Here is a 24,642-nt window from a genome sequence, read left to right on the forward strand (position 1 = left end):
TATTTAAAGTTTAAGATTTAATTCCATTCCGAAATAGGGGGTAACATTTCGACGGACTTTAATTCCGTTGGAGGTATAATCCGGGGTATAGTCCAACATCTTGTTCACGAAAAGGGCCAACCTTACTCTTTCCTTGAACGTTTTGGTCGCTTTGAAATTGACGTAAAAATAGAGCGGTTCCGTCTGTTTTTTCCACAAGATGTCGTTATAGTTGACGGCCAGCCATTGACGTTCGGCGTGAGTTTTGTCGGCTTCGGTATAGTCGTGTTCTATACCTTGTATATCGATGTATTTTATAGGAATCCCGTTTTGTTTCATATTCCGTTGATTAGAAAACCACATACATTGTACGGAGGTGGCAAAACTGAGTCCCAACGAAGGTAAATAGGTGTCGAAAGTAAAATTGGTATTCAGTTGTTGTTTGTTATATCCGCTGTCGTCTTTATAGAGTCCGACGTAGGGAAGTTCTTTTCCCCCGAGGATGACCGACGGTTTGCTGTATATGGGCTGGCTATTTCGGTAGATGGATTTGAACCAGGCTCCGTTTATCGTTATTTTGGTTTGGATAAAAGGGATTCGTTGGGAAGAGTATTGAAACTCGATACCCTCTTTGCGTATGGTACTTCCGTTTGTTGTAATAGTGTAAGACGATATAACGGTATCAAGTATATAACTTACTTTATTCAAATCCGGGGGGCCTTGTAACTGGGAGGCATCGACCGAGTTGTTATCGTATTTTTTATATTCGAATGTACGAAACCGGGATGAATTCCGGAAGCCTGAATTTAATTGTTCATGAAAATAGGTGACGGATAACAAGTGTTGTCGGTAGGAGAGGTCTGCCCGTAATTCTATCTTTTTATTTCGGGCGGGTTCCAGCTCGTAATTCGTGGGATCTATTTTGTAAGTCCGGATGTTTATTCGTCTGAAAGTTTCATTCGTGTGGTAATAGTTGAATTGGACGAAGTCCCTGTAAATCAGGTTAGGGTAAAGGTCAGCCAGTACCGGAACTTTAGTATGCCATCCGATACCTCCGGCTATTTGTACCTTTAAGGCATCTCCTTTAATAAAGAGGGAGGGAAGGCTCCATAAAATATTGATTCTCGGATCCCAGTATAATTTTCCGTGCATTCTATAGGTACTTTTCAAGTTTAATGAGGAGAGGGAACGAATACCGGCCGAGATCGTCAAATCATGGTTCTTGATGGGCATGTATAGAACATCCTCAACAAAGAAAGAGAGTTCGTGACCAGCCGGGATATCCTTATAGGGACGAGGTCTTGCACTCATCGAAGGATAGAGAGGTTGTGCAAGGTCATATACTTGTCCTCGACCCAGATTTTTGTCCATACTCCACTCGATACCGGCCTTTATGTTATGGGTAATCTGATAAGTAGAGAGTTGAAAATTACTTGTTGCTTTGGCATACGCATTTATCGGTTGTCCATCTACCAATAAGTTGGCTGTGTATTGATAGGGGAGGAATACCCCGTCGTATTCACCTTCTTCGTCATGGGTAGGAATAGGAGTATCCCGGTTTAAGGAGACGAATTTGGTTTGTTTTATTTGATCTTTTTGATAATTCACGGCTGTCAGCAGGGAAAATGAACGAATAAAAAGTTCTTTTTTTGTCTTCCATTCTACCTGGTTGGAGATAGCCATGCGATTATAGGTAGATTTATACCGATCTACTTTTTGATAACTGATATCCGGATCACTTTTCTGATTATCGAAAGATCCTCCATAGTCCAGATTTAAGTTATAATTGACCTCGTGAGAAGAGGTTTTCCATTGTTTATAGATTCGCAAAGATGTGGTGAATCTCTTGTAATTTTCCAGGTTATTCCGGGGATCGGGTTTGGCGTTCAGGTAATCGATTCCTATATTGAAATTCCAGTTATTCGAAGTAGAAAATCCTTTCCCGACATAAAATAGTTTACTGCCCGGATCTGCTTTAAAGCGAGCTTCCCATTCGGTATATCCTGTTTTACGTTTTATTTTAATCAATCCACTGGTCAGATCTCCGAACTCTACGGAAGGAATACCCCGAATGATTTGCACCGTTTCAATATCGTCGGTGGGAATGGTTCGCATATCGACACCTTTTCCCGTGATGTTGAGACTATGACTCTTTTCACTTTGTGAGCTTCCTAACACGTATTGCATATTGGCATCCGTGCTGATGGGAACCCCGTCGATCATAAAAGAAGTTCCCAACGAAGAGGTATTGTATTGTTCGGAAGAAGTGCCTACTTCCCTGAGTCCGATTAGGTTTACTTTTCCCAGGGCCGGATCTTGGGACATATGTCCGGGTATCAATGACAGAATATCCGAGAAACTGGAAGGTTGTAACAGTTCCATGGCTTTGCGATCTATTCTGGAAGAGCTTGTCAATCCCCTCGATTCGGAAGCCGTGACTATGATATCTTTTAATTGTGTTGCGGTGGGTGTCAGGAAGAGGGTCAGGGATGTGTCTCTGTCCAGCACAAGAGAAAGGAGCAGCTTTTGATAACCTATGAACGAGATGTGAAGTTGGTATTCGCCTTGTGGGATGTTTTTTAACCGGGACATACCTTTGGTATCCGTAATCGTGGAAAATTGTCTTTTACGAATTGAGTCCCGAAGGGATACCGTGGCAAATTCCAATTTTTCGTTTGTCCGCGCATCTGTTACCGTCAGTTGCAAACTAAACTCACCACTGTCTTTTTGTGCGAAAGACAGCAGTGAGAAAAAATGTACATGCAGAAGTAACAAAAACACCTTAATAAACCATAATCTATGAATCATCCTATGTACTATTTTTAGTATGGACAAAAATAGACCGGATCTAAGAGGCGGGCAATCGCTATTTGTGGGGATTATGATAGATACGAATCCCTATTTATCGGGATAAAAAATATTCCGGAAGATATGTTGTCATCCCCCGGAATACATGAAAGGTTTTTTACTAAAGTCAGTAGTATTTGAATTTATCGTTTAGGTATATTTGAAATAACTTCGCCATTTGCCGCGTTGAGCGTGAGCTTAATTTCATTATTCCCTTTTTCCAGCTCGAATATATAAACTTCAGAACCGTTATTTCTCTGTTGAAAGTAGATGTCGTCTATCCGGTAATCTTTATAACCCATTTTTTGCAGGGTATTCATGACAGATGCGGGGACGCTGTTTTTACGAACCTCCCAGGTTGTGGTTTGCCATTGATCCTGAACATTGAACACTACCTCTTTTTTTATGTTGCTGTCAAATATTTCCACCTCGAGCATGCCTTTTTCCCGGTCTATTTCAACGATCGTCGCTTGAGGATATTTTTGTTGTATAAAAGTTAAAACGGCTTGTGGGAGAGTATCCGGTAAATGCTCCTTCATGCTGTGGGACATTCTCTTCAAAAGTATTCCGTTTTCAGTATAATAAAGATCGATCTCTTCTTCTCCTTTTTCAATTTCCAAAATATAGATTGTCTCCATGCCCGCTCTTTCGATCTTTTTTACATCCTCTGTTTTCCAGGTAGCGTATTCGCTTGTAACGAAATTGGTTTTAATTATTTCCGGCAATAAGTTATAAGAAAGTTCGCTTTGGGTCATTTGCCACACTCCTTCTTGAGTAAACCAGGCTTCGGTCTCAATATTCCCTAAGTTAAACTCGGCGATATAGTAGTTGTATTTCGTTTCCCATTCCACGTGTATAGCATCGGGATATTTTGCATTGAATGCTTTAACTATTTTCGGGTCAGGTACACGGTGTTTATCGTATGTGGTATTTGCCGCGGCTATCATGGTAGCCATAAAAACGATTATAAGCGATAATGTTGTTTTCATATTTTTTTCTGTTTATGTTTTTATATGTTTTACTGTAATGGTTGTAAAAAGTTGCTTTTTCTGCTTTTTTTAAGAAGGATTAATTTATAGTGATGGGTTAAGACACGCGGACTTACCCTGAACATTTTTCTGTTTTGCTTTTTTGACCTTCGACAATCAATTGGATTGCTTTTGTTCTTCGAGACATAAATTATATTTTTGTCTCGTTAATAACGAATGGTTGTATGAAAAGAGAGATTCATTTTATTCCTTCAGCTGAGGTTTGTTCGAAGGAGATTCTTATTGAATTGGAAGATGATAGAATTATTCGCGTGTGTTTTACCGGAGGATGCCATGGAAACACACAGGGAATAGCTGCTTTGTTGTGCGGAATGCAGAGGGAGGAAGCTATTCGGAGGTTGCGGGGAATATGTTGTAAGCAGAAAACGACATCCTGTCCGGATCAATTGGCAAAGGCTTTGCAGGAGATAAATCCGATAAATGGTATTTAACAGTTTTAAGATATTTCCAAGAAATAATTTGGATAAATAAAAATATTGTTATATATTTACTGGAAAGAAAGGATCGGAGCGAGAGATGGATATTTGATATACTTAATTCGAAAGGACTATGAAATTAAAAGGAAATCAAATGTTTATCGTGATCTTTTTGCTGATCGTCATTACGGGTATCGTTGTTTACACTTGGATGGGATGGGCGGAGATGGTTTGCGGGTTTTGTCACGCGGTACGGGAAGTTTTGGCATCCGGTAAAATGATTGGTTTATAACATCGAAGTGAAGAGAGACTTCTACCGGATAAGTCGGGTTGAGGAGTCAAACAGGAAAAAGTTCATCGTATTTCCTGAAAAATAACAATTGTGATCTCCTTTTTTCATGCTCTGTTTTATTGACCTAAACGGTTTTCTGAACAGTAAATTTTAGTTGGCCTGTTTTTTGTTTGGATAATTTTATATATTTGCAACGCTTATCCATGTGTTTATTGCATAGGTAATTGATATTCAAAATAATAAACCAAACAAATTATTAGAAAATGAAAAAATTAGTATTGATGTTGGTGGTAGCGGTTATGTTGTGTGGTACAGTAAACGCTCAAAGTATGTTTAAGTCAAGAGTGGAAGGTGTTACAGGAACTGAATTCTATTTCGGACCGAAATTCGGCTTTAATCTGTCTAATGTCCATAATTCTGAAATGGATAATAAATTCAGTTTTCATGTAGGTGCGTTTGCGGAGTTTAAATTCAATGACTTTTTCGGTTTACAACCCGAGTTATTGTACTCCAGGCAAGGAGCTCGCGATAAGGTTGGGGGAGTGAAAATAAAATCAAGATTAAATTATTTGAATATCCCGGTGTTAGCAAAATTCTACGTGTTGGAAGCTCTCAGTATCGATTGCGGTCCTCAATTGGATCTCGTGTTGAACGGGAAGCATGTGGCTAAGCAGGGAGGAACTACCGTGAAAGAGAAAATCCGGAAATTAAATACGGTCGGACTGACTTTTGCTCTCGGAGCTACTTACCATTTCGATATGGGATTGATGGTATCGGCCCGTTATAATTTAGGGTTGAGCAACGCGATGGACAAAGATACGTTTGGAGATAACAACCAGAATAGATTGTTTCAACTCTCTGCCGGTTGGAGATTTTAATCGGGAACGAGATAAACAGGAAAACCGATCCGTCGAGATCGGTTTTTTTATTGCCTCAGATTTCTTCGGGTCAATATTTCCGGAGTGTGCAAATACGAGGGAAGATACTCTTTTCTATTGGCCCGGGAGGGACATATGTCTATGCCTCCGCGACGAGTATATAAACAACTGACGGAAAGTATTTCCGGATGAAACAGGTCCCACAGGCGTTTATAGGTCATCTCGCATATCTCTTCGTGAAAATGGTTCTCGTTTCGTAAAGAGACGATGTATTTCAACAGGGAAACGGGAGAGGGCAGTTGTTGCGCCTTTATCCAGACGTACAAGGTTCCCCAGTCCGGTTGTTTGGTAATCTTACAATTGCTTCTTAACAGATTGCTATATACTTTTATCTCTCCCCCGGGTTGGATTGTCTGTCGAAGTAAGGCAGGAGCCTCGTTGTATTCCGTAAACTCTGTCTCCTGATTTAACGGAATTTCTTCCAGTAGAGTATAACCTTCAAAATCAAACGGTATGCGATCAGGAAGTTTTTCATGAAAACAGACTTGAACGGAGGTGTTCAACAATTCTTGCAGGTCGGATTGAACGGTTTGAGTAAATAACCTGATCCCCTCGGAAACGTTCTCTCCCAAACGAGCCATATTAAAGGAGTTCAAGTAGAGCTTCAGGGACTTGCTCTCCACCAATTTTTTGCTGGTGGAAGGGTATACGATTTTAAGCACGCCACAAACGGGAAGTCCTTTTCGGGTGATGAAACCTGCTTCATAAGCATGCCAGGTATCGTAACCGCAAAAAAGTTCTTCCGGTTGACGAATGTCATACATTTCCCGGTTTAAGCTACGAGGAACAGGGACGAGTATCGACGGACAGTAATCCGTGGGATAAGCGACCTGTTGCCCCAGTACTTTGGCTTCAATTTCCATGATCAGAAATTTTGCATGTTGTATAGTTTGGCGTATACGCCGTTTAGGGCGAGCAATTCTTCATGGCGTCCCCGCTCTACGATCTCTCCCTCATGGAATACGCAGATCAGATCTGCATTTCTGATCGTGGAGAGCCTGTGGGCAATAACAATAGATGTTCTGTTCTTCATCAGGTTATCTAACGCATCCTGAACCAATTTCTCCGATTCCGTGTCTAAAGCCGAAGTCGCTTCGTCCAAAATCATGATCGGAGGATTTTTCAGAACGGCTCGCGCAATGCTTAACCGTTGCCGTTGACCTCCGCTTAGTTTACATCCCCGATCCCCGATTACGGTTTGATAACCTTGTTCGGTTTGTAGGATGAAATCGTGAGCATTGGCTATACGGGCGGCGTTTTCTATCTCCTCTCGCGTAGCCTGTTCCACCCCGAAAGCGATATTATTGTATATCGTATCGTTAAACAGAATAGGGTCTTGGTTGACATTTCCCATTAATTCCCTCAGGTTGTGAAATGTCAGATTGCGAATATCGATGCCGTCGATAGTTATGGCTCCGTTATTGACATCATAGAATCGGGGCAATAAATCCACGAATGTACTTTTCCCCGAACCGGATTGACCGACGAGGGCAACCGTTTTGCCTTTGGGGATGCAGACATTGATATTTTTCAGTACCTGTTTGCTGTCATTGTAAGAAAAACGGACCTGTTTATATTCTATGCTCGTTTGAAACTCTTCGAGTCGTTGCGGTTCTGCCGGTTCTTGAATAGAGGGTTGAGTGTCCAGGATCATATCGATTCGGTCCATGGCGGCCAAACCTTTTTGTACGCTGTAATAGGCGTTCGTTAAATTTTTAGCCGGATTTATGATGGAGTAGAATAAGGCGATATAGGCGATAAAGGCTTCTGCATCTAAGGCTCCCCGGTGCTCTAATACCAATGATCCACCGAACCAAAGGACGATAACAATGACGATGGTACCTAAAAATTCGCTGACCGGATGGGCTAATGACCGACGGCGCATCAGCCGGTTTTGGATACGACGGTAGGACTCGTTCTCTTCCGAGAATTTGCTTTTCATTTTTTTCTCCGCACTGAAGGCCTTGATGATACGTAATCCCGATAAGGTCTCTTCCATTAATGATAATATTTCTCCCATTTTGTTTTGTCCTTCCCAGGAGTGACGCTTGAGATTCTTACCGATTTTACCGATCAATCCTCCCATGATAGGGAGTAAGACAAAGACAAACAGGGTCAATTGCCAACTCATGATCAGCATGGTTGTTAAGTATACTATGATTAGAATTGGACTTTGAAATAGCATATCCAAGGAGCTCATTACGGAAGCTTCCACCTCTTGCACGTCTCCCGTCATACGGGAGATGATATCCCCTTTGCGTTCTTCCGAGAAAAAAGGCAGAGGCAGGGATAATATTTTGCTGTAAATTTTACGGCGAATGTCTCTCACGACGCCGTTTCGGATATAGATCAATTCGTAGGCTGCCAAATAAGCAAATCCGGTTTTTAGAGCAGTCGCTATTACGGCGAGAAGACCGACAAAAATCAAGGTCGTCGAAGGGCCGAAGGCGTGTTTGATTTGCGTGATGTAATAATAGAAATTATTACTGACGGCCTCCTTGGTGAGCGCATACGGAACAAGCTCGTGTACGTCCTTTTGATTGTCGAAAATAATTCCCAATACCGGCATAAGCATAGCGATAGCCAGACTACCGAAAAGGGCATGCAGGAAATTGAAAAGAATACTTTTAGTCAGCTTCAGTTTATAGGGAGGAATAAACCTTTTGAATATAGTGAGTAGATCGTGCATATTTACGGAGTTATATATTACCGGATTCAATCCGGTAATATGATTCAGATTCCTGTATAGTTCGAAGGAGTGATTCGTTTTAGCTTCTCTTTCAATTCCGGAGATACCTCTAAGGTATCGATAAATTCGGCAATCGATTGTTGTGTCACCTTACTATTCGTTCGCGTCAGGGCTTTCAGTGTTTCATAAGGGTTCGGATAGGCTTCGCGGCGCAAAATCGTTTGTATGGCTTCGGCAACGACCGCCCAGTTTTCCTCCAGATCAGCTTCTATGGCCGTCTGGTTGATAATCAGTTTGTTCAATCCTTTAAGGGTGGATTTGAATGCGATAACCGTGTGGGCTAACGGAACACCGATATTCCGAAGGACGGTGGAGTCGGTCAGGTCCCGTTGTAAACGGGAAATCGGTAATTTATTGCTCAGGTGGTCCAGTATGGCGTTGGAGATTCCCAGATTCCCTTCCGAGTTTTCAAAATCGATAGGATTCACCTTGTGAGGCATAGCCGACGATCCGACTTCTCCTGCTTTTATGCGTTGTTTGAAATAAGCCATAGAGATATAGGTCCAGAAATCCCGGTCCAGATCGATGACGATATTATTGAGGCGTCTTAAATTATCGCACACGGCAGCGAAATTATCGTAGTTTGAAATTTGAGTTGTATATTGTTCTCTTTCTATTTTCAATTTTCCGGTCAGGAATGAATTGCCGAACTCCGTCCAATTGATTTCGGGGTAGGCGATGTGGTGGGCATTGAAATTGCCGGTAGCTCCTCCGAATTTTCCCGAACAAGCGATTTTTTTCAGCAGATCCAGTTGTTTGGTCAGACGATAAACAAATACTTTAATCTCTTTTCCCAAACGGGTAGGAGACGCCGGTTGACCGTGTGTTTTGGCTAACATGGGAATCTCTTTCCACTCTTCGGACAGCTCTTCCAATTTGGCGATCAGTTCGTCGATCAAAGGATAATAGATATCGTGTACGGCGTCCCTGAATGAACAGGGGACGGCGGTATTGTTAATGTCCTGGGAGGTCAATCCGAAGTGAATGAATTCTTTGTAATGTTGTAAATGGAGTTCGTCGAATTTGGATTTGATAAAATACTCCACGGCTTTCACGTCGTGATTGGTTACTTTTTCGATCTCTTTGATTTGTTCCGCGTCTTTAACGGTAAAATTCAGGTATATCTCTTTTAAATTATCGAATAACGTGTGATCAAAGTCTTTTAATTGGGGAAGAGGGAGTTCGCATAAAGCGATGAAATATTCGATCTCGACCATTACTCTGTAGCGAATTAAAGCGCTTTCAGAAAAATAGTTTGCCAATCCTTCTACTTTATCTCTATATCTTCCGTCAATAGGTGAAATCGCTGTTAATGATTGCATAGTATAATTTATTTTTAAATGAACACATCTATAATGGAATTGAGGAAAAACTCTTGAATGCAAAAGTATAAAAAAATGGGAATTGTTGCTTGAAAATAGAGAATAATCAAAAAAATAGCATAGATTTACGGTAGTTTTTTAAGGATTTTGAGCGTATGGCTTTTTTTCAAGGGTTATGGTTCGGTATAAAAAGTTACGGCGCAGCGGGACGTATATTATTTAGCCGTCCGTTCCGTTGGTTTATGGTTTTTCCTTTGGCCGCAGCTTTTGTTCTATTTCTTATCGGAAACTATTTTGCGGTCTCTTGGGGGGAGAGTTTATCTGATATTGTACAACGGCAAGTTACCGCTTGGATTGCCGGAATTTCCTGGTTGGACTGGTTGAACAAAGGGGTCGGTTTTATCATTCGCATTTCGATCCGGTTGTTCTATTTCTTTTTGTTTGCTGTCTGGGGAGGGTATATCGTCATGGTTGTGATGTCTCCGGTGTATTCCTGGTTATCGGAACGCGTCGAATCCCGCCTTTCCGGAGTTCGTTATTCTTTTAGCTTTAAACAATTGCTGTGGGAAATCGGGAGAGGAATATGGGTTGCCGTGAGGTGCATGTTGTTTCAAACCGTGTTGATGCTCTTTTTATTTTTCGCGTCGTTTCTTCCCGTAATCGGTTTGGTTACTCCCGTTTTGACCTTCATCGTGTCCGCTTATTTTTACGGTTTTGCCTTTATGGATTACGCGATCGAGCGGAAGCGTTTCAAGGTAAGGGAGAGTATGTGTTATATGAGACAAAATGCCGGGGTCGTTATCGGGATCGGGGCTATTTTTGCATTATCGTTGGCGATTCCTTTTTTACGGGTGATCGCTTGCAGTATAGTTTCTATGTTTTCCGTGGTTGCGGGGACCGTTGTGGTTGAAGAGTATATAAATACTGGAAATCGAATAAAAGGCAGGTAGCCTATTTTGAAATTTATAATAATGAATGATGAGAAAATTCGTATTGATTATCGGTTTGTTGTGTTGGTTCTTTTCCGGTATGGCAGAAGAGAAGAAAAGTATCATTTTTAAAGTGGATATAAAGGATGAGATCGGGCCGGGGGTATGGCGGTTGGTAAAGCGTTCCTACGAAGAGGCGGACAAAGCGAATGCCGATTATATGTTGATACACATGAACACCTATGGCGGAATGGTTGTTTATGCCGATTCGCTGCGGAGCCTGATACTGAATGATAAGCGTCCGAGCTGGGTTTTTATAGATAATAATGCGGCTTCGGCAGGAGCTTTGATTTCGTTGGCTTGCGACCGGATATACATGCGGGAAGGTGCTAATATCGGGGCAGCTACGGTCGTAAATCAAACGGGGGAGGCTATGCCCGATAAATATCAGTCTTATATGCGTTCCATGATTCGTTCTACGGCTCAAGCACACGGTATGGATACGATTGTGAACGGAGGGGATACGGTCGTGCGTTGGAAACGGGATCCCCGGATCGCGGAAGCTATGGTGGACGAACGGATTGCGATAAAGGGGGTAACCGATAGCGGTAAGATTGTGACTTTTACTCCTCACGAGGCGATAAAATTCGGTTTTTGCGACGGAATTGCGGAGAACGTAAGCGAGGTCGTTAGGAGCGAGGGAATTTCCGATTACGAAATAAAGGAGTATCATGCGACGGGAATGGACAAATTGATCGGTTTTCTGATCCATCCGATCGTACAAGGTATTCTGATTATGATCATTATCGGAGGAATTTATTTCGAATTGCAAACTCCGGGAGTCGGTTTCCCTTTAGTAGCGGCTTTGGCGGCCTGTGTACTCTATTTTGCTCCTCTGTATTTGGAGGGATTTGCCAATAACATCGAACTGATCATGTTCGTAGTCGGGGTGATCCTGCTTTTGACTGAGATTTTTGTCATTCCCGGGTTCGGAGTTGCCGGCATATCGGGGATCGTCTGCATAATAGCCTCTTTGGTATTGGCCGGGATCGATGACGTATCATTTGATTTTTTCCATGATTTCATTCGTGCGATTATTCGTTCCATCTTTTTTGTCATAAGCTGTTCTTTGATCTCCTTGTTCGGTAGTATATGGTTGAGTCGTAAATTATTTGCTTCCCGGAGGTTGGGATGGTCTTTGCAGGCCGAGGAGACGACGGATTCCGGTTTTGTCGGGGTGGATATGACGGCGAAACAGGAGTTGGGTAAGGAGGGCATTGCCGAAACCGATTTGCGTCCGGCGGGTAAGGTGTCTGTCGACGGTGAGCAATACGATGCGGTTTCCAATTTGGGGATGTATATCCCTAAGGGAAACCGGGTAAAGGTCGTGAAATACCAGGCAGGACAGCTTTATGTGGAGTCGGTGAAAGAATAAATCTTCCTTGTCTTTTTTTATTTTCACATCATACTGTTTCAATCCTTCGCAAGTCATGAAGATAATTGAAAATAATACCGGAAATTAATTTTTAAATATATTAAACGGATAACCGATGAAAACAAATCGGCAAGAACATTCGTTTCAGATGCTGTATCGGATGATGAAGCGGAAGCTTTTGTCTGCCGCGACAGCTTATTTTCGATCGTCGATACTTTATTGAAAAGAGGAATTCGATAATGGGGGAGACAATCCGTAGTTTTACTCCTTTAAGAAAAGCTCTGAGTTGAAATACAAAAACGAGGTTCTGCGGAAACCTCGTTTTTTTGATTAACGGTATTTAAAATCAGAATTGCAGCAAAACGGCACCGCAGGAGTATCCTCCGCCGAAAACGGTAAGGGCTACGAGATCACCGGTTTGAACCCGGTGCAGGTTTTGGGACAGGGCGATGGCGCAGCTCGGACATCCCGTGTTACCGATCTCTTCTATATTGGAGAGGATACGCTCTTCAGGAAAATCTATTTGACGGGCGATGCTGTTCATGATTCGTTTATTGGCCTGATGGGGAGAGATAAAAGCCAGATCGCTTATCTTCTTTCCCTGACTGGATACGATCTCTTGGAGAGACTCTATCATATAATGGCAGGCGTTGATGAATACGTCTCTTCCTTCCGGCATGCCGATGCCTCCGTGCCGGGGCCGGAGGTAAACGGCCGTATCGGCTTTGCTTATATCTCCCATACCGCAGGTATATATATTCAATATCTTTGCATCTTTCCGGTTGTAATTATTGGGGGAGATGGCTATGGCAACGGCTCCGTCTCCCCAAAGATGACCGCTTTGAGGACAGTTTTCGTTACTATATGCCGTATTGTGCTCGGAAGCGATAATCAGGGCCTTGGATGCTTTCTTCATGGCAAAGTAGCCTTCTGCTATTTCCATAGCGTTGATAAAAGAGGAACAAGCTGCAGTAACGCTTAGACATCTGGCATTGTGTATTTTAAATTCCCTCTGTACCATATGGGCTGCTGTGGCTACCGTATCATAGGGTGAATACGTGGCGGCAACGATCAGATCGACCTCTTCAATCGAGTAAGGAAGGGTTCGTTGTAGGTTCCTGACGGCTTCAATCGCCATGGTATTCGTGTTCTCCGCCGCGTTTGCCTTGCTTCGGTTTTTTATCCCTGTTCGAGTATAAATCCACTCGTCATCCAAACCGTTTACAGGCTTGAAATAAGAGTTGGGAACTCTTTCCGTAGGTATATAATGTGCAAAATTGTTGATAAATAATTCCATGTAAAATAATTATTTCTTTATGATACCGTAAAATAGAATACGAGTATATTCATTAATAATCCGATCTATAGGTTCATGTTCATATCTTCGGATAAAACCGAATTCGAGACTTTTAAGAACGGGTTGTAAAAAAGCGGCAAATGTTTTCGAATCGCTAACGTTAAAAATTTCACTTTGAACCCCTTCCTTAAAAATATCTTCTAATAATTCCAGCTCCTTTGCATCTATATTTTTCCTTAAAATTTCAATTCGACTGTTGTTATATAAAAATGTTTTTTTGATGTATTCACTATTACACATTAATTCGGCGATCAAATGAAATCTTTCTTTAATATATAACTTTAGTCTTTTATCGGCTGGCAAGGCCGTTGCTGTTGCCTTTATCAACTTTTGATGAATCATTTCTATTTTTTGATTGACAATCTGATTGAAAATATCCTCTTTGCACTTGTAATAAGTGTATAGCGTGCGGCGACTGATCTTAGCGGCACTTGCAATATCTTTCATTGTTGTTCGATAAAAACTTAATTCTGCGAACAACTTCTGTGCCACGTCGATGATTCTTGCTTGAGTTATTTTTAATCTCGATCTCAATTAATACACACTTTTGATAATGTGTGCAATTATAGCTCTTTTTTTGAAGATATAAATAAAAAAAATGGGGAAATATTATTTTTCTATTTGAGATAATTTCCTTACAAGGTATGACAAAAGTCATGTTTTTGTAGAATTTCGCCTCCTATATTCGCGGCCTGATTTAGAAGGCGCTGTTTTTTACAGGCCGTGATGTTTGTAGTAGTATAATTAAATTAAAAATTCGAATGGCATTTTCGTTGATGAAAGAAAAACCTTTCACGAAAGAATGGTTTAAAACGTATGCTTTGTTAGTCGGCGGAGCATTTGTTTTGGCATTGGGATACAGTTGTTTTATGGCTCCTTACAAGATTGTCCCGGGGGGAATATACGGTATTACCATCGTATTGCAGCATATGTGGGGATTCCCGATCGGTATGGCGGCACTCTGTTTTAATCTGCCGTTGAGTCTGTTGGGGATGAAAGTTTTAGGACCGCAATTTGGTGTTAAAACGTTTGTCTGTTTTATTTTGGTGGCTGTATTTGCCGACAGTATACCGGCTATACTTTTGACGTTGATGGGAGAGCCTATTCCGGTTAACGGATTGTTGGATCCGTTTAAATTGGGAGATGAGGTTCTGTTAGCTTGTATTTTCGGCGGTGTCGTTATGGGAGTAGGAGTGGGAATGATATTGAAAACCAGGGCCTCGAGCGGGGGTACGGATGTGCTTTCGAATATATTGCACAAGTGGACGCATCAGCCGTTAGGGCAACTTCAGATGACCGTGGACTCCTGTATTGTCGTGTTCGGTTTCCTGATGTTTCAGGATTGGAAGGTACCGATGTATTCTTGGTTAGCTATATTTCTGATGGGTAAAACGATAGACGTCGTGTTGCAAGGATTTGCGAATGAAAAGACCTTTTTTATTATATCGGATAAAGTAGAAGATATCCGTCATTTTATTTTGACGGATATCAAACGCGGGGGATCGATCGTTCCGATTCAGGGCATGTATAACCGGACGGAAAAAGAGATGATCATGACTATGGTTAACCGTCGTGAAATGGCGACTCTGCAACGGGCTATTTACCAAATCGATCCGAATGCTTTTGTGACGATTCTGGATGCGAAAGAGATATTGGGAAAAGGATTTAAGAAATTGAATTCCGAGTCGTAAAGTTTTTGTAAAAAAGTACGAATCAGTATAGAAACGTCGTTTTTTATGGAAAAACGACGTTTCTTTTATTTAGGTCCATCTCGTGCGTTCCGGATAATCCGTTTTGGAGGCTTGTTGTGTCTGGTATAAATGATCGGATCACTCCTGTACGGATTTTGTTTTAGTTAAAATTATTTTTTGCTTGTAACTATTCACGATATTTGTTCGTCATAGGATTGAATTAAAATAAAGCGTATGATGAAATCAGGAGTATTGATCGTATTATTCGTCTGTATGTGGCAAGGGATACGGGCCGGAGTGAATGAGGTGAGAATATTCGGGGAGGTTACCACGGTAACCAATAGAAAGGTTGTGGGATATATTTCTTGGGGGAAAAGTAACTTATACTGGGTGGATTTATTCACGGCCATGAAAATAAATAATCCGTATACCTCTTATTTTAGAGGAAAAGATTCTGTTTTATTAAAAAACGAGGTCCATGCAGAGCCGGGGATTCATATTTTCTCTTGCCGTTTTGGTAATATAAAAAGTATTCGTCCGACAGCTAACGATCGAATTGAATTGCAAATAAAAAATGGAAATATCATCGAGTTACGAAAAGGTTCGTTTCACGATATAGGAGAGGATATCGGGATTGAGAAAAAGAACGGAGAGTTCGAGATTCTTTCTTGGGAATTGATAAGTGAAATTAAATTCTATGCGGCTCCGGAAGATTTTTCGGCTCCCCGGGATGTGCCTATTGCCGGTATTGTAACGACCCCATACGGAAAATTTAAGGGAATCGTCCGGTGGAATAGAGATAAAAATTCTTTAAGACAGACTATTAGCGGGTTGATTGGAGAGTATGGCGCAAGAGTCGCTTTTTCCAATGTCGTGTCTGTTCGAAAAACGGGTTCGGTAAGTGTCGTAAGTTTAAAAAGCGGCAGGGAGATAAGTATGTGGGGGGAAAGTGATGTGAATGATGAAAATAGGGGAATTTTTATCAATATGGCATCTGTAGGACAAGTACGCGTGGAGTGGCCTGATTTTGTCTCTTTCGAAACGGTTGCTTTGGAAGATATAAAACAAATGGAATATGAGGATTTCTCGGAACCTGTTCGATTGAGAGGAAGTGTAAAAGATCGTAACGGTAGGATAATAGAGGGGATTTTGGTGTATGATTTGGACGAAGCGATGGATTTTGAATTATTGGAAGGAAGGAATGGGAATACGGTTTACGCGTTGCCTTTTCGTTATGTGAAAAAGATTGAGCCGAAAAATTATGAATACACTTGGGTGGAGTTAAAGAACGGGATAAAATTGATCTTGGGAAAATATAGCGATGTGAATGCTAATAATGAAGGTGTATTACTTTTCAGAAAAGGAGAGAAACCGGAATATTTTCGCTGGCGAATGATAAAGCAGATTGATTTGTGGGGAAGCGGTATACCTGAAATGAAGATGAAATGACAAGAGTAGAGTATAATCGATCGGTAGATGATATTTCGGATGGTTTGTTCCGTTTTCTTTATAAGGCATGTCGTTCGAAGGAGATGGCGCAGGATATCGTGCAGGACAGTTTCCTGAAATTATGGGAAATGCTATCTGTGATTGAAAAGAGTAAGGCGAAATCGTTTCTTTATACTACGGCTTACCACCGAATGATAGACCTTCTTCGGCGAGAATATAAATATGGCGATATTGAAGAGATCGGTAGTCGGTTTTCGGAAGAGAGTAATAATCCGCCCGATTTACAGGATGTATTGGATTCGGCGTTGGCGAAACTACCTACCATACAAAAGACGGTGGTGTTATTGCGGGATTACGAATCCTATTCTTATCAAGAGATTGCGGAGATTACGGGATTGAACGAGACGCAGGTGAAAGTATATATATTTCGAGCCAGAGCTTATATGAAAGAGTTTATCCGTAGACCTGATTTGGTAATTTAAGGAGGGAGATATGATAACAAAAGAGAATTACGAGAGTTACTTTATTGACTACCTGGAGGGCCTATTGCCGGAGGCATTACAAGAAGAATTGGACGATTTTTTGTTCAGGCACCCGGACTTACGCGAGCAGATGGAGGGAATAGAACAGGTAAGATTAACACCTCCTTTGTTAAAATGGGAGAAAAAATCTGCCTTGAAACAAGAGAATCGGAACGGGAGGATGGATTATTATGCTATTGCTGTTTCCGAGAATGTTTTAACTGAGGATGAACGGAAAAGGGTTGAGAAGGAGATGGGTGAAGAGAAGTTTCGTGAGGTAGCGGCTGTTTATTCTCGATTAAAAATGATTCCGGATCTCTCTATTCGTTATCCGGAAAAGAGAAATTTATACCGGTGGTCCGGGTGGCTGTACGGAGTGGTGCGTTACGGGGGTGTTGCTGCCCTTGTATTGATTCTGTTCGGGATTATATTTTATTGGATGGGAGAGGATAAAGCGGGAGAAAGTCACTCTTCTCCGATTGTTGCTCGTTTGGAGAGTAGAGAAATTGCGCATAAAGCGCCCGCAATACCGGCTATACTTAAAGATAGTTCCTTGGCAAAGCCCGAAGCGACGGTTCCCGTCCGGTATTTGCAGAAACGGACCCCTCCATCTGTCGATAAACCGATACAAACTGTTCAGCGGATTGTGGCCATGTCGACAATTCCGGCTGATGGAGATATAGCTATTGGCCGGGAGATCATTTTGATCCCTAAGGCGGATTTGCAGGCTATGAAACCTGGGATTACCTTCGATCAAATTGCAGAACAGGACAAAAAAGACTACGCGTTGACATCGGATTTGAAAATTGAGGATAATTTTCTGACTAACTTGATTCGGGCGGGAAAAGACTGGAAGGAACGTTTCAAGAATAAGGATCGGAAAGAGTATGTTTTGTGGTAGATAACACGATTATAAATAAGATAAAAATTTGAATTATGAAACTGATAATTATTGTCTGTGTGTTTTTGTTGGAGTGTATTACGGCTTCTGCTCAAAAAGATTCCGTTGTGATACGTGATTCTTGGCATAAGAGAGATTCGGTTAAAGAGAGAAGTCAATCCAAAGATTCGATCGGGAAAGAGGAGGAGATGATCGTTTGGGATACACTCGTAAGGCGTCCCAAAGAGAGTGTTCGGGTCTTTGGAACGACCTATGAAATAGAGATGTTTGATGATAATCAAAATGACAATTCTCGTTTTACCGGGCATTGGAGAGGGTTTTATTTCGGGTTTGTAAATTTTGGGAATACCGATTATTCCGAATACGGAGGGGATCGTTTTCTGACGTTGGATTGGGCTAATTCATTTACGATGCAATTTAATCTTTCTCAGTTTTCATTGCCGGTGAATTTGAATTTCGGTTTTGTTACCGGTTTGGGTTTAGAGTACCAGCGCTTGCGTTTTGACCGTAACATTACCCTGCATAAGGATGAAATGGGGCAGTTACAACCCCTTCCTCTATCGGAGTTAGGAATCGATCGTCCCAAGAGAAGTACATTTAAAATTTTATACTTGACCTTGCCTATCCTGATGGAGTATCAATATCGTCTGAAAAATAAAAATATATTTTACGTGTCTACCGGATTTATGGGGGGACTTCGGCTTCACTCCAAGACTAAAATCGTTTATAAAAGCGATAAGGGAAATAAACGGATACGAAAAGATTCGGGAAGTTACGGAATGGCTCCGGTTAAGGTGGACTATGTGTTGAGAATGGGTTTCCGGGGGATCAGTCTCTGGGGCGGTTATACTTTGACTCATTTGTTTAATACCTCTACGGCTCCCGGGGTTCATCCGTATTCCATCGGATTTGGTTTTATATTATAATTGTAGCGATTCTTTCATATTAAAAATCGGGAAGTTTTTCAATTTCCCGATTTTTTAAATACCTCTATGGCCCGGTTAAAGATACCGTGCAGGTAGGCGATGGTCATGCCGTAATTACTGACCGGTATTCCAGCGTCGATGGCGGGTTGAAGTCTGTTTTTTAATTGTTTACCGGTAATCATACATCCTCCGCATTGGATGACCATGGCGTAGTCCGTGACCGGCCGAGCGATGTTATCCAATCCCGCGATAAAATCAAAGGTAAATGTTTTACCGGTATAGGTTTGTAGCCAGTGCGGGATTTTATGGCGTCCGATATCCTCGCAGGAGACATGGTGAGAACAGGATTCCAGCATGAGTATGCGGTCTCCTTCTTTCAGATTCTCAATTTGTCCCGTTCCTTGCAAGTAAGCTTCGAATTGCCCCTTATGCCGGGCCAAGACTATACTGAAACTGGTCAGGGGTATCTCTTCGGGTACGATGGCTGCTACTTTTTTAAAAACCTGGCTGTCTGCGATGGCTAATCTGGGACGTATCCCTGTTTTTTGTAGAAAAGTGGCAATCTCCTCGGGTTGTAAAACAATGCTTGTACAGTGGTTATCCAAGATATCCCGGATCATTTGTACTTGCGGTAAGATTAAACGCCCGGCCGGAGCTTCGGAGTCGATAGGTGTTATCAATAAAACGACATCTCCGGGGGAGAGTAAATCCCCGATTAAAGATTCCGGTCCTTGTTGTTGACTTTTCCACACCTCTTTCAAAGCTTCGATAACGCGATGATTTTGCCGGGAAAGCGTCGAAAAATCAATAACAGGGCAGCGATATGCTTTTACTAATTTGTTTTCAAGTGCGGGAAGCAGGGATTCTTCATCACTTTTGTTATGGAGAACGATAAAAGGTATTTCTAACTTTTGTAAATCGTTGATTAACGACTCTTCTTCCTGTCCGAATCGGTTATGGGCGATTACGACTATGGCGATATCGGCTTGAGTAATCGCGTTTCGGGTTTTTTCTACTCTTTTTTTTCCGAGTTCTCCGGAATCGTCAATTCCTGCCGTATCCATAAAAATAACGGAGGCGAAATCCGGAATTTCATAACTTCTTTTAACCGTATCGGTTGTGGTTCCTGCAATTTCAGAAACAATAGCTATCTCTTGTCCCGTTAACAGGTTAATGAGAGAACTTTTCCCATTATTTCTGCGTCCTAACAGGACGATATGTAGTTTATTTTCTTTTCCCATCATGTTTTATTACCTATACATCTCAACATCTTCTTTGGTAATGGTCTGACCGCATAAAATGATCAAACGTTCTACGACATTGCGTAGTTCCCGGATATTACCCGTCCAATCGCATCCTTTTAAGGCTTTTATGGCATCCGGGGTAAGCGTTTTGGTGGCAATACCCATTTCCGAACAGATCTCACTGATAAAATAATTGGTTAAGGGCTCGATATCTTCGATTCTTTGGTTCAACGGCGGAACGTCTATGATAATGACACTGAGGCGGTGGTACAGGTCTTCCCGGAAATTTCCTTTTTCAATTTCCTGCTTCAGATTCTTATTGGTAGCGGCAATCACCCGTACATCCACATTGATATCCGTGTCTCCTCCGACCCGTGTGATCTTTTGTTCTTGCAGGGCACGTAGTACTTTTGCCTGGGCACTTAAGCCCATATCACCTATTTCGTCCAGGAACAGGGTTCCCTCGTTAGCAAGTTCAAACTTTCCCTTTTTCTGTTTTATGGCAGAAGTGAAGGCTCCTTTTTCGTGTCCGAATAATTCGCTTTCGATCAGTTCGGAGGGAATTGCGGCACAGTTGACTTCGACAAAGGCGTTATTCCGGCGATTACTGAGTTCATGGAGTTGACGGGCGACCAGTTCTTTTCCGGAACCGTTCGGACCGGTAATTAAAATCCGTGCATCCGAAACGGCTACTTTCTCGATCATCGAGCGAACATGATTGAGAGCTTCGGAATTTCCGATCATCTCGTATTTTTTACTGACTTTATTTTTCAGCGTTTTGGTTTCGTGTATAAGCTGATGCTTGTCGGTCGCGTTTTTGATCGTGATCAGTAGACGGTTCAGATCCAAAGGTTTCTCGATAAAATCATAAGCGCCTTTTTTAATCGCCTCGATGGCTGTGTCTATCGTACCGTGTCCGGAGATCATGATAACGGGGGTATCGACGGAAAATTCCTTGATGCGTTCCAAAACCTCAATCCCTTCCATCTTCGGCATCTTAATATCACAAAAAACGATGTCCGGTTTTTCCGATTTCACGGTTACCAGTCCTTCCATGCCGTTTTCTGCCAAAAGAACTTCATGTCCTTCATACAGTAATATGTCTTTCATTGAATTCCGAATGCTACGTTCGTCATCAATTACCAATATTTTTGTCATATTTTTCCTTATTTTTTCCACAGTCTTGGCAAAAATAACGAAATAAAACGAATCGCCGGTAAAAGCCTTTTTATTTTATTGTAAAAATGTAAGGATAAATATTTACAGGTAGATTTAATTTATGAGTGATGGAATGTTTTTTAACCGGGTACGATGGTGAATTCAGGAGAAATAACTACATTTGGGAAGATTGAACGGAGGGGTAATGGAAGGCTGAATTAAAAATGTTTGTATGAGACGATTGTTATTGTTGCTTATCGTTTTTTTTGTTGTAATGGATGGGAATGCCCAACGTAAAAAGGTGGGTTTGGTATTGAGTGGAGGCGGTGCTAAAGGTGTGGCTCATATTGGGGTACTGAAAGTGTTGGAAGAGGCCGGGATACCGATAGATTATATTGCGGGAACGAGTATGGGGGCTATCGTGGGAGCTTTGTATGCCATCGGGTATGATGCTCATATCATGGATAGTTTGGTACGGAAGCAAGATTGGATTTTTTTATTGAGTGATAAGGTATATCGTTATAATTTGCCTTTTTCTGAGAAGGAGGTAAATGAAAAATATTTGATTTCGATCCCGATTAACAATAACCGGGAGATAAAAATGCCTTCTGGTTTTATTAGCGGACAAAATATTTATAATCTTTTTTCCGATTTGACGATCGGTTACCATGATTCGTTGAATTTTGACCGGTTGCCGATCCCTTTTGCCTGTGTAGCCAGTAATTTGGTGGACGGTAAGGAGGTTGTACTGGATAGAGGTAGTTTGCCCTTATCTATGCGGGCAAGTATGGCTATTCCCGGTGTTTTTGCCCCGGTACTTAAAAATGGTATGGTATTGGTTGACGGTGGAATCTCCAATAATTTTCCGGCAGATTTGGCTAAGCAAATGGGGGCTGATATTTTGATAGGAGTGGATGTACAAGCCGAGTTGAGGGATGCTGAAGGGTTGGAATCCGTAACGGGTATTATCGATCAAATGACCTCTTTTTTGGGGATTCAAAAGTACGAGGAGAACAAGAAGTTATTGAACGTGTATATAAAACCGGATGTGGCTCCTTATTCGGCGGCGAGTTTTTCCCGGGAGGCTATCGATACGTTGATCATGCGCGGGGAACGGGTTGCCAGAAGTCAGTGGGATGAGTTGATTGCTTTGAAGAAAGAGATAGGAATAGGGGAAGAGGCAAAGGAGGAAAAAGAGATAGAGAATAAATTACTTGAAAGCGATACGATTTGGGTGAATCGGATTGTCATTAAAGGTATTGATGAACGGGATGAAAAATGGCTGAAGAGAAAAATACGATTGAAAAATTATACCCGTATTACTACGTGTGATATACATCAGGCTATTGCCGAGTTATACGGGACGGGAGCGTTCGCTCATGTCAGTTACCGTATAACCGATGCTCCCAATTATAATTTGGAATTGATTCTAAAGGAAAAATCCATGAGTTCGTTGAATCTCGGATTCCGTTTCGATACGGAAGAGATGGCGGCTATTTTATTGAATACGACCATCAGCCACCGGACCTTGCGAGGCTCTCGTCTCTCTTTAACCGGTCGGCTGAGTAAAAACCCGTACGTACAATTGGATTACTCTTTAGGGAATACTTTTTTAAGGCGTTTTAATATTTCCTATATGTTTAAATACAATGATTTGAACATATATGTAAAAGGAAAGAAAGCAGATAATATAACTTATACGTTTCATCGGGGAGATTTGAGCATTTCGGATATCTATTTTAAGAATTTAAAGTTTCAACTGGGTTTGCGGTATGAATATTTTGATTATGACGCCTTTTTGTACGCGGATCGGGAGCATAACATAAACGTGGAACCGGAAGGATTTTTCATTTATTACGGGCTGGCTCACGTCGAGACTTTTGATAAGCGCTATTATCCCACGAGAGGGAGTTCTTTAAAGGTGGATTACTCTTTTTACACGGATAATTTTGTGAATTATAATGGCGGGACTCCTTTCTCCGCTTTGGGGTTTGATTTTACTTCGGTTATTTCAATTACTCGACGGGTAAAGATGTTACCTTCTATTTATGGTCGGATTTTGATAGGAAAGAATGTTGCTTATCCCTATATGAATGCCATGGGGGGAGAAGTTGCCGGAAGATATGTCGCACAGCAATTGCCTTTTTATGGAATACAAAACTTGGAGCAATTCGAAAATTCGCTTGTCGTGGCTAAATTGCATTTCAGGTATCGTTTGGGAATGAATCATTATGTTTCTTTGATTGGAAATTATGCCAAGCAAAAAGATAATTTCTTTGATATTTTGAGTGGTGATGATATATGGGGTGGCGGGGCCGGTTATTCTTATGACAGCATCGTGGGACCTATAGATGTCACTTTTAGTCTGTCAAACTGGACGAAAAAATTAGGTTTTTACTTTAGTTTAGGATATTATTTTTAATGGAATAAAATGAGGAACTGGATATTGATTGTCGGATTCCTGTTGGTTGTCGTCGGTTGTCGTCATCAGGAATACAAATTTATGGAGGGGAAAATATACGGGACTTATTATTCTATCTCTTACGAGAGTGTGCTGAATTACGATACTGTTATCATAAAAGAGATGGAACGGGTAAATTATTCTCTTTCTATGTTTAACCCTCGTTCCGTGATTGCGAAGATCAATCGCGAAGAAAGCGATCGGGTCGATTCGCTCTTTGTCAGGATGTTTATTCAAGCTCAAAAAGTGTATGATGCGACGGAAGGAGCCTTTGATATTACCGTGGCTCCGTTATCCAATGCTTGGGGATTTGGATTTAAGAATGAGCGTTTGCCTTCGGCAGAGAAAGTGGATTCTTTATTGCAATATATCGGAATGGATAAATTGACTTTGAATGGTATGCGGCTTATCAAGGCCATAGAGGGGGTACAGCTTGATGCAAGTTCTATCGCTAAAGGATTAGGGGTCGATTTGGTGGCCGATTTTTTAGATAAAAAAGGAGTAAAGAATTACATGGTCGATATCGGAGGTGAAATCCGGGTACGGGGAATAAGCAGTAAGAAGCGTGCCTGGAGGATAGGAATAGACAAACCCGTGGATGATGTGAGTGCTTCCACGAGGGAATTGCAGGCTGTGGTCGCCATAGAGAAGGGAGCTTTGGCAACCTCTGGCAATTATAGAAACTTTTATGTGGTAGACGGGAAAAAATACGCCCACACGATCAATCCGAAAACGGGTTATCCGGTTCAACGGGATATATTGAGTTCTTCCGTGTATGCTCCCACCTGTATGGAGGCGGATGCTTATGCTACGGCTTTTATGGTTATAGGGAAAGAAAAAGCTCAAAAAATCATAGAAAAAGACACAGAATTGGAAGCTTGTTTCGTATATTTGGACGACAAGGGAAAACAAGGAGTGTGGATGTCCGATGGGTTTAAAAAATTGATCGTCTCGGAGTAAATTTTCAGAGAAAAAGGA

21 protein-coding genes are annotated in these 24,642 nt (G+C 41.6%); 12 read left to right on the top strand and 9 right to left on the bottom strand.

Annotated features, from left to right (window positions below; all coding sequences use genetic code 11):
* Positions 1 to 3: 3 nt before the first annotated feature.
* Both PGR74_RS01115 and PGR74_RS01120 read right to left on the bottom strand, forming a co-directional pair.
* The gene (locus PGR74_RS01115) at positions 4 to 2,787 is read right to left on the bottom strand and encodes a TonB-dependent receptor (protein ID WP_270516611.1); all 2,784 of its coding nucleotides are present in this window, start codon (positions 2,785 to 2,787) and stop codon (positions 4 to 6) included.
* A gap of 182 nt (positions 2,788 to 2,969) precedes the next feature.
* On the bottom strand, positions 2,970 to 3,815 hold the full coding sequence (locus PGR74_RS01120; RefSeq protein ID WP_041503846.1) for a PepSY-like domain-containing protein: 846 nt from the start codon (positions 3,813 to 3,815) through the stop codon (positions 2,970 to 2,972).
* Between the two features lie 224 nt (positions 3,816 to 4,039).
* Between PGR74_RS01120 and PGR74_RS01125 the strand changes: the two genes are divergently transcribed.
* The 3 genes from PGR74_RS01125 (at position 4,040) to PGR74_RS01135 (ending at position 5,461) form a co-directional block, all read left to right on the top strand.
* Positions 4,040 to 4,306: a TIGR03905 family TSCPD domain-containing protein gene (locus tag PGR74_RS01125; RefSeq protein ID WP_270516612.1), complete on the top strand. Its 267-nt coding sequence runs from the start codon at positions 4,040 to 4,042 to the stop codon at positions 4,304 to 4,306.
* Between the two features lie 118 nt (positions 4,307 to 4,424).
* Positions 4,425 to 4,583, top strand: a complete 159-nt coding sequence (locus PGR74_RS01130; protein WP_154665525.1) for a hypothetical protein — start codon at positions 4,425 to 4,427, stop codon at positions 4,581 to 4,583.
* Between the two features lie 263 nt (positions 4,584 to 4,846).
* Positions 4,847 to 5,461, top strand: a complete 615-nt coding sequence (locus PGR74_RS01135) for a porin family protein (RefSeq protein WP_041504960.1) — start codon at positions 4,847 to 4,849, stop codon at positions 5,459 to 5,461.
* Between the two features lie 47 nt (positions 5,462 to 5,508).
* On the opposite strand, the gene PGR74_RS01140 is transcribed toward PGR74_RS01135, so the two are convergent.
* From PGR74_RS01140 to purB, 3 genes are read right to left on the bottom strand one after another with little or no spacing between them, the layout of a single operon-like run.
* On the bottom strand, positions 5,509 to 6,384 hold the full coding sequence (locus PGR74_RS01140; RefSeq protein WP_041503843.1) for a 7-cyano-7-deazaguanine reductase: 876 nt from the start codon (positions 6,382 to 6,384) through the stop codon (positions 5,509 to 5,511).
* A 2-nt stretch (positions 6,385 to 6,386) separates the two neighbouring features.
* Entirely contained in the window at positions 6,387 to 8,210 is a 1,824-nt protein-coding gene (locus PGR74_RS01145) for an ABC transporter ATP-binding protein (RefSeq protein ID WP_041503842.1), read from the bottom strand.
* Between the two features lie 44 nt (positions 8,211 to 8,254).
* Positions 8,255 to 9,592, bottom strand: a complete 1,338-nt coding sequence (gene purB / locus PGR74_RS01150; protein WP_041503841.1) for an adenylosuccinate lyase — start codon at positions 9,590 to 9,592, stop codon at positions 8,255 to 8,257.
* A 155-nt stretch (positions 9,593 to 9,747) separates the two neighbouring features.
* On the opposite strand from purB, the gene PGR74_RS01155 reads away from it, so the two are divergent.
* Both PGR74_RS01155 and PGR74_RS01160 read left to right on the top strand, forming a co-directional pair.
* Positions 9,748 to 10,542 (top strand): EI24 domain-containing protein, encoded by a 795-nt coding sequence (locus tag PGR74_RS01155; RefSeq protein ID WP_041503840.1) that lies wholly within the window; start codon positions 9,748 to 9,750, stop codon positions 10,540 to 10,542.
* A 25-nt stretch (positions 10,543 to 10,567) separates the two neighbouring features.
* Positions 10,568 to 11,956 (top strand): NfeD family protein, encoded by a 1,389-nt coding sequence (locus tag PGR74_RS01160; RefSeq protein WP_236684954.1) that lies wholly within the window; start codon positions 10,568 to 10,570, stop codon positions 11,954 to 11,956.
* Between the two features lie 346 nt (positions 11,957 to 12,302).
* Here the strand turns inward: PGR74_RS01160 and PGR74_RS01165 are convergent, their stop codons facing one another.
* Both PGR74_RS01165 and PGR74_RS01170 read right to left on the bottom strand, forming a co-directional pair.
* Positions 12,303 to 13,253, bottom strand: a complete 951-nt coding sequence (locus PGR74_RS01165; protein WP_041503839.1) for a 3-oxoacyl-ACP synthase III family protein — start codon at positions 13,251 to 13,253, stop codon at positions 12,303 to 12,305.
* A gap of 9 nt (positions 13,254 to 13,262) precedes the next feature.
* Complete coding sequence (locus PGR74_RS01170; protein WP_160289147.1) at positions 13,263 to 13,805, bottom strand: TetR/AcrR family transcriptional regulator; 543 nt, start codon at positions 13,803 to 13,805, stop codon at positions 13,263 to 13,265.
* Between the two features lie 269 nt (positions 13,806 to 14,074).
* Between PGR74_RS01170 and PGR74_RS01175 the strand changes: the two genes are divergently transcribed.
* The 5 genes from PGR74_RS01175 (at position 14,075) to PGR74_RS01195 (ending at position 18,801) form a co-directional block, all read left to right on the top strand.
* The gene (locus PGR74_RS01175) at positions 14,075 to 15,004 is read left to right on the top strand and encodes a YitT family protein (protein WP_041503837.1); all 930 of its coding nucleotides are present in this window, start codon (positions 14,075 to 14,077) and stop codon (positions 15,002 to 15,004) included.
* Between the two features lie 234 nt (positions 15,005 to 15,238).
* On the top strand, positions 15,239 to 16,453 hold the full coding sequence (locus tag PGR74_RS01180; protein WP_041503836.1) for a hypothetical protein: 1,215 nt from the start codon (positions 15,239 to 15,241) through the stop codon (positions 16,451 to 16,453).
* Positions 16,450 to 16,935 carry an RNA polymerase sigma factor gene (locus PGR74_RS01185; protein WP_041503835.1) on the top strand — a complete coding sequence of 162 codons (486 nt, stop codon included), beginning with the start codon at positions 16,450 to 16,452 and terminating at the stop codon, positions 16,933 to 16,935. Before PGR74_RS01180 ends, PGR74_RS01185 begins: the two co-directional genes overlap by 4 nt.
* Positions 16,936 to 16,945: 10 nt before the next feature.
* Positions 16,946 to 17,875 (top strand): hypothetical protein, encoded by a 930-nt coding sequence (locus PGR74_RS01190; RefSeq protein ID WP_270516613.1) that lies wholly within the window; start codon positions 16,946 to 16,948, stop codon positions 17,873 to 17,875.
* A 35-nt stretch (positions 17,876 to 17,910) separates the two neighbouring features.
* Positions 17,911 to 18,801, top strand: coding sequence for an outer membrane beta-barrel protein (locus PGR74_RS01195; protein ID WP_041503833.1), 891 nt, complete (start codon positions 17,911 to 17,913; stop codon positions 18,799 to 18,801).
* A 38-nt stretch (positions 18,802 to 18,839) separates the two neighbouring features.
* Here PGR74_RS01195 and hydF read toward each other — a convergent pair whose 3' ends face one another.
* Together hydF and PGR74_RS01205 are read right to left on the bottom strand one after the other, a co-directional pair.
* A complete protein-coding gene (gene hydF, locus PGR74_RS01200; protein ID WP_235375082.1) occupies positions 18,840 to 20,045 on the bottom strand; it encodes a [FeFe] hydrogenase H-cluster maturation GTPase HydF in 1,206 nt (401 codons plus the stop codon).
* A gap of 6 nt (positions 20,046 to 20,051) precedes the next feature.
* Positions 20,052 to 21,203: a sigma-54-dependent transcriptional regulator gene (locus PGR74_RS01205; RefSeq protein WP_270516614.1), complete on the bottom strand. Its 1,152-nt coding sequence runs from the start codon at positions 21,201 to 21,203 to the stop codon at positions 20,052 to 20,054.
* Between the two features lie 232 nt (positions 21,204 to 21,435).
* Here PGR74_RS01205 and PGR74_RS01210 point away from each other — a divergent pair, with 232 nt between their 5' ends.
* Together PGR74_RS01210 and PGR74_RS01215 are read left to right on the top strand one after the other, a co-directional pair.
* The gene (locus PGR74_RS01210) at positions 21,436 to 23,625 is read left to right on the top strand and encodes a patatin-like phospholipase family protein (protein WP_041503830.1); all 2,190 of its coding nucleotides are present in this window, start codon (positions 21,436 to 21,438) and stop codon (positions 23,623 to 23,625) included.
* Between the two features lie 9 nt (positions 23,626 to 23,634).
* Positions 23,635 to 24,624 carry an FAD:protein FMN transferase gene (locus PGR74_RS01215; RefSeq protein WP_041503829.1) on the top strand — a complete coding sequence of 330 codons (990 nt, stop codon included), beginning with the start codon at positions 23,635 to 23,637 and terminating at the stop codon, positions 24,622 to 24,624.
* Positions 24,625 to 24,642 lie beyond the last annotated feature (18 nt).

The sequence above is a fragment of the Sanguibacteroides sp. AM78-02pH3A genome (assembly GCF_027666085.1).
GTDB classification, from domain to species: Bacteria; Bacteroidota; Bacteroidia; order Bacteroidales; family Marinifilaceae; genus Gabonibacter; species Gabonibacter massiliensis.

Bases quoted from the DNA above. Each gene is read 5' to 3' on its own strand.
- PGR74_RS01115 (WP_270516611.1), bottom strand. From the start codon at position 2,787: ATGATTCATAGATTATGGTTTATTAAGGTGTTTTTGTTACTTCTGCAT.
- PGR74_RS01120 (WP_041503846.1), bottom strand. From the start codon at position 3,815: ATGAAAACAACATTATCGCTTATAATCGTTTTTATGGCTACCATGATA.
- PGR74_RS01125 (WP_270516612.1), top strand. From the start codon at position 4,040: ATGAAAAGAGAGATTCATTTTATTCCTTCAGCTGAGGTTTGTTCGAAG.
- PGR74_RS01130 (WP_154665525.1), top strand. From the start codon at position 4,425: ATGAAATTAAAAGGAAATCAAATGTTTATCGTGATCTTTTTGCTGATC.
- PGR74_RS01135 (WP_041504960.1), top strand. From the start codon at position 4,847: ATGAAAAAATTAGTATTGATGTTGGTGGTAGCGGTTATGTTGTGTGGT.
- PGR74_RS01140 (WP_041503843.1), bottom strand. From the start codon at position 6,384: ATGGAAATTGAAGCCAAAGTACTGGGGCAACAGGTCGCTTATCCCACG.
- PGR74_RS01145 (WP_041503842.1), bottom strand. From the start codon at position 8,210: ATGCACGATCTACTCACTATATTCAAAAGGTTTATTCCTCCCTATAAA.
- purB (WP_041503841.1), bottom strand. From the start codon at position 9,592: ATGCAATCATTAACAGCGATTTCACCTATTGACGGAAGATATAGAGAT.
- PGR74_RS01155 (WP_041503840.1), top strand. From the start codon at position 9,748: ATGGCTTTTTTTCAAGGGTTATGGTTCGGTATAAAAAGTTACGGCGCA.
- PGR74_RS01160 (WP_236684954.1), top strand. From the start codon at position 10,568: ATGATGAGAAAATTCGTATTGATTATCGGTTTGTTGTGTTGGTTCTTT.
- PGR74_RS01165 (WP_041503839.1), bottom strand. From the start codon at position 13,253: ATGGAATTATTTATCAACAATTTTGCACATTATATACCTACGGAAAGA.
- PGR74_RS01175 (WP_041503837.1), top strand. From the start codon at position 14,075: ATGGCATTTTCGTTGATGAAAGAAAAACCTTTCACGAAAGAATGGTTT.
- PGR74_RS01180 (WP_041503836.1), top strand. From the start codon at position 15,239: ATGATGAAATCAGGAGTATTGATCGTATTATTCGTCTGTATGTGGCAA.
- PGR74_RS01185 (WP_041503835.1), top strand. From the start codon at position 16,450: ATGACAAGAGTAGAGTATAATCGATCGGTAGATGATATTTCGGATGGT.
- PGR74_RS01190 (WP_270516613.1), top strand. From the start codon at position 16,946: ATGATAACAAAAGAGAATTACGAGAGTTACTTTATTGACTACCTGGAG.
- PGR74_RS01195 (WP_041503833.1), top strand. From the start codon at position 17,911: ATGAAACTGATAATTATTGTCTGTGTGTTTTTGTTGGAGTGTATTACG.
- hydF (WP_235375082.1), bottom strand. From the start codon at position 20,045: ATGATGGGAAAAGAAAATAAACTACATATCGTCCTGTTAGGACGCAGA.
- PGR74_RS01205 (WP_270516614.1), bottom strand. From the start codon at position 21,203: ATGACAAAAATATTGGTAATTGATGACGAACGTAGCATTCGGAATTCA.
- PGR74_RS01210 (WP_041503830.1), top strand. From the start codon at position 21,436: ATGAGACGATTGTTATTGTTGCTTATCGTTTTTTTTGTTGTAATGGAT.
- PGR74_RS01215 (WP_041503829.1), top strand. From the start codon at position 23,635: ATGAGGAACTGGATATTGATTGTCGGATTCCTGTTGGTTGTCGTCGGT.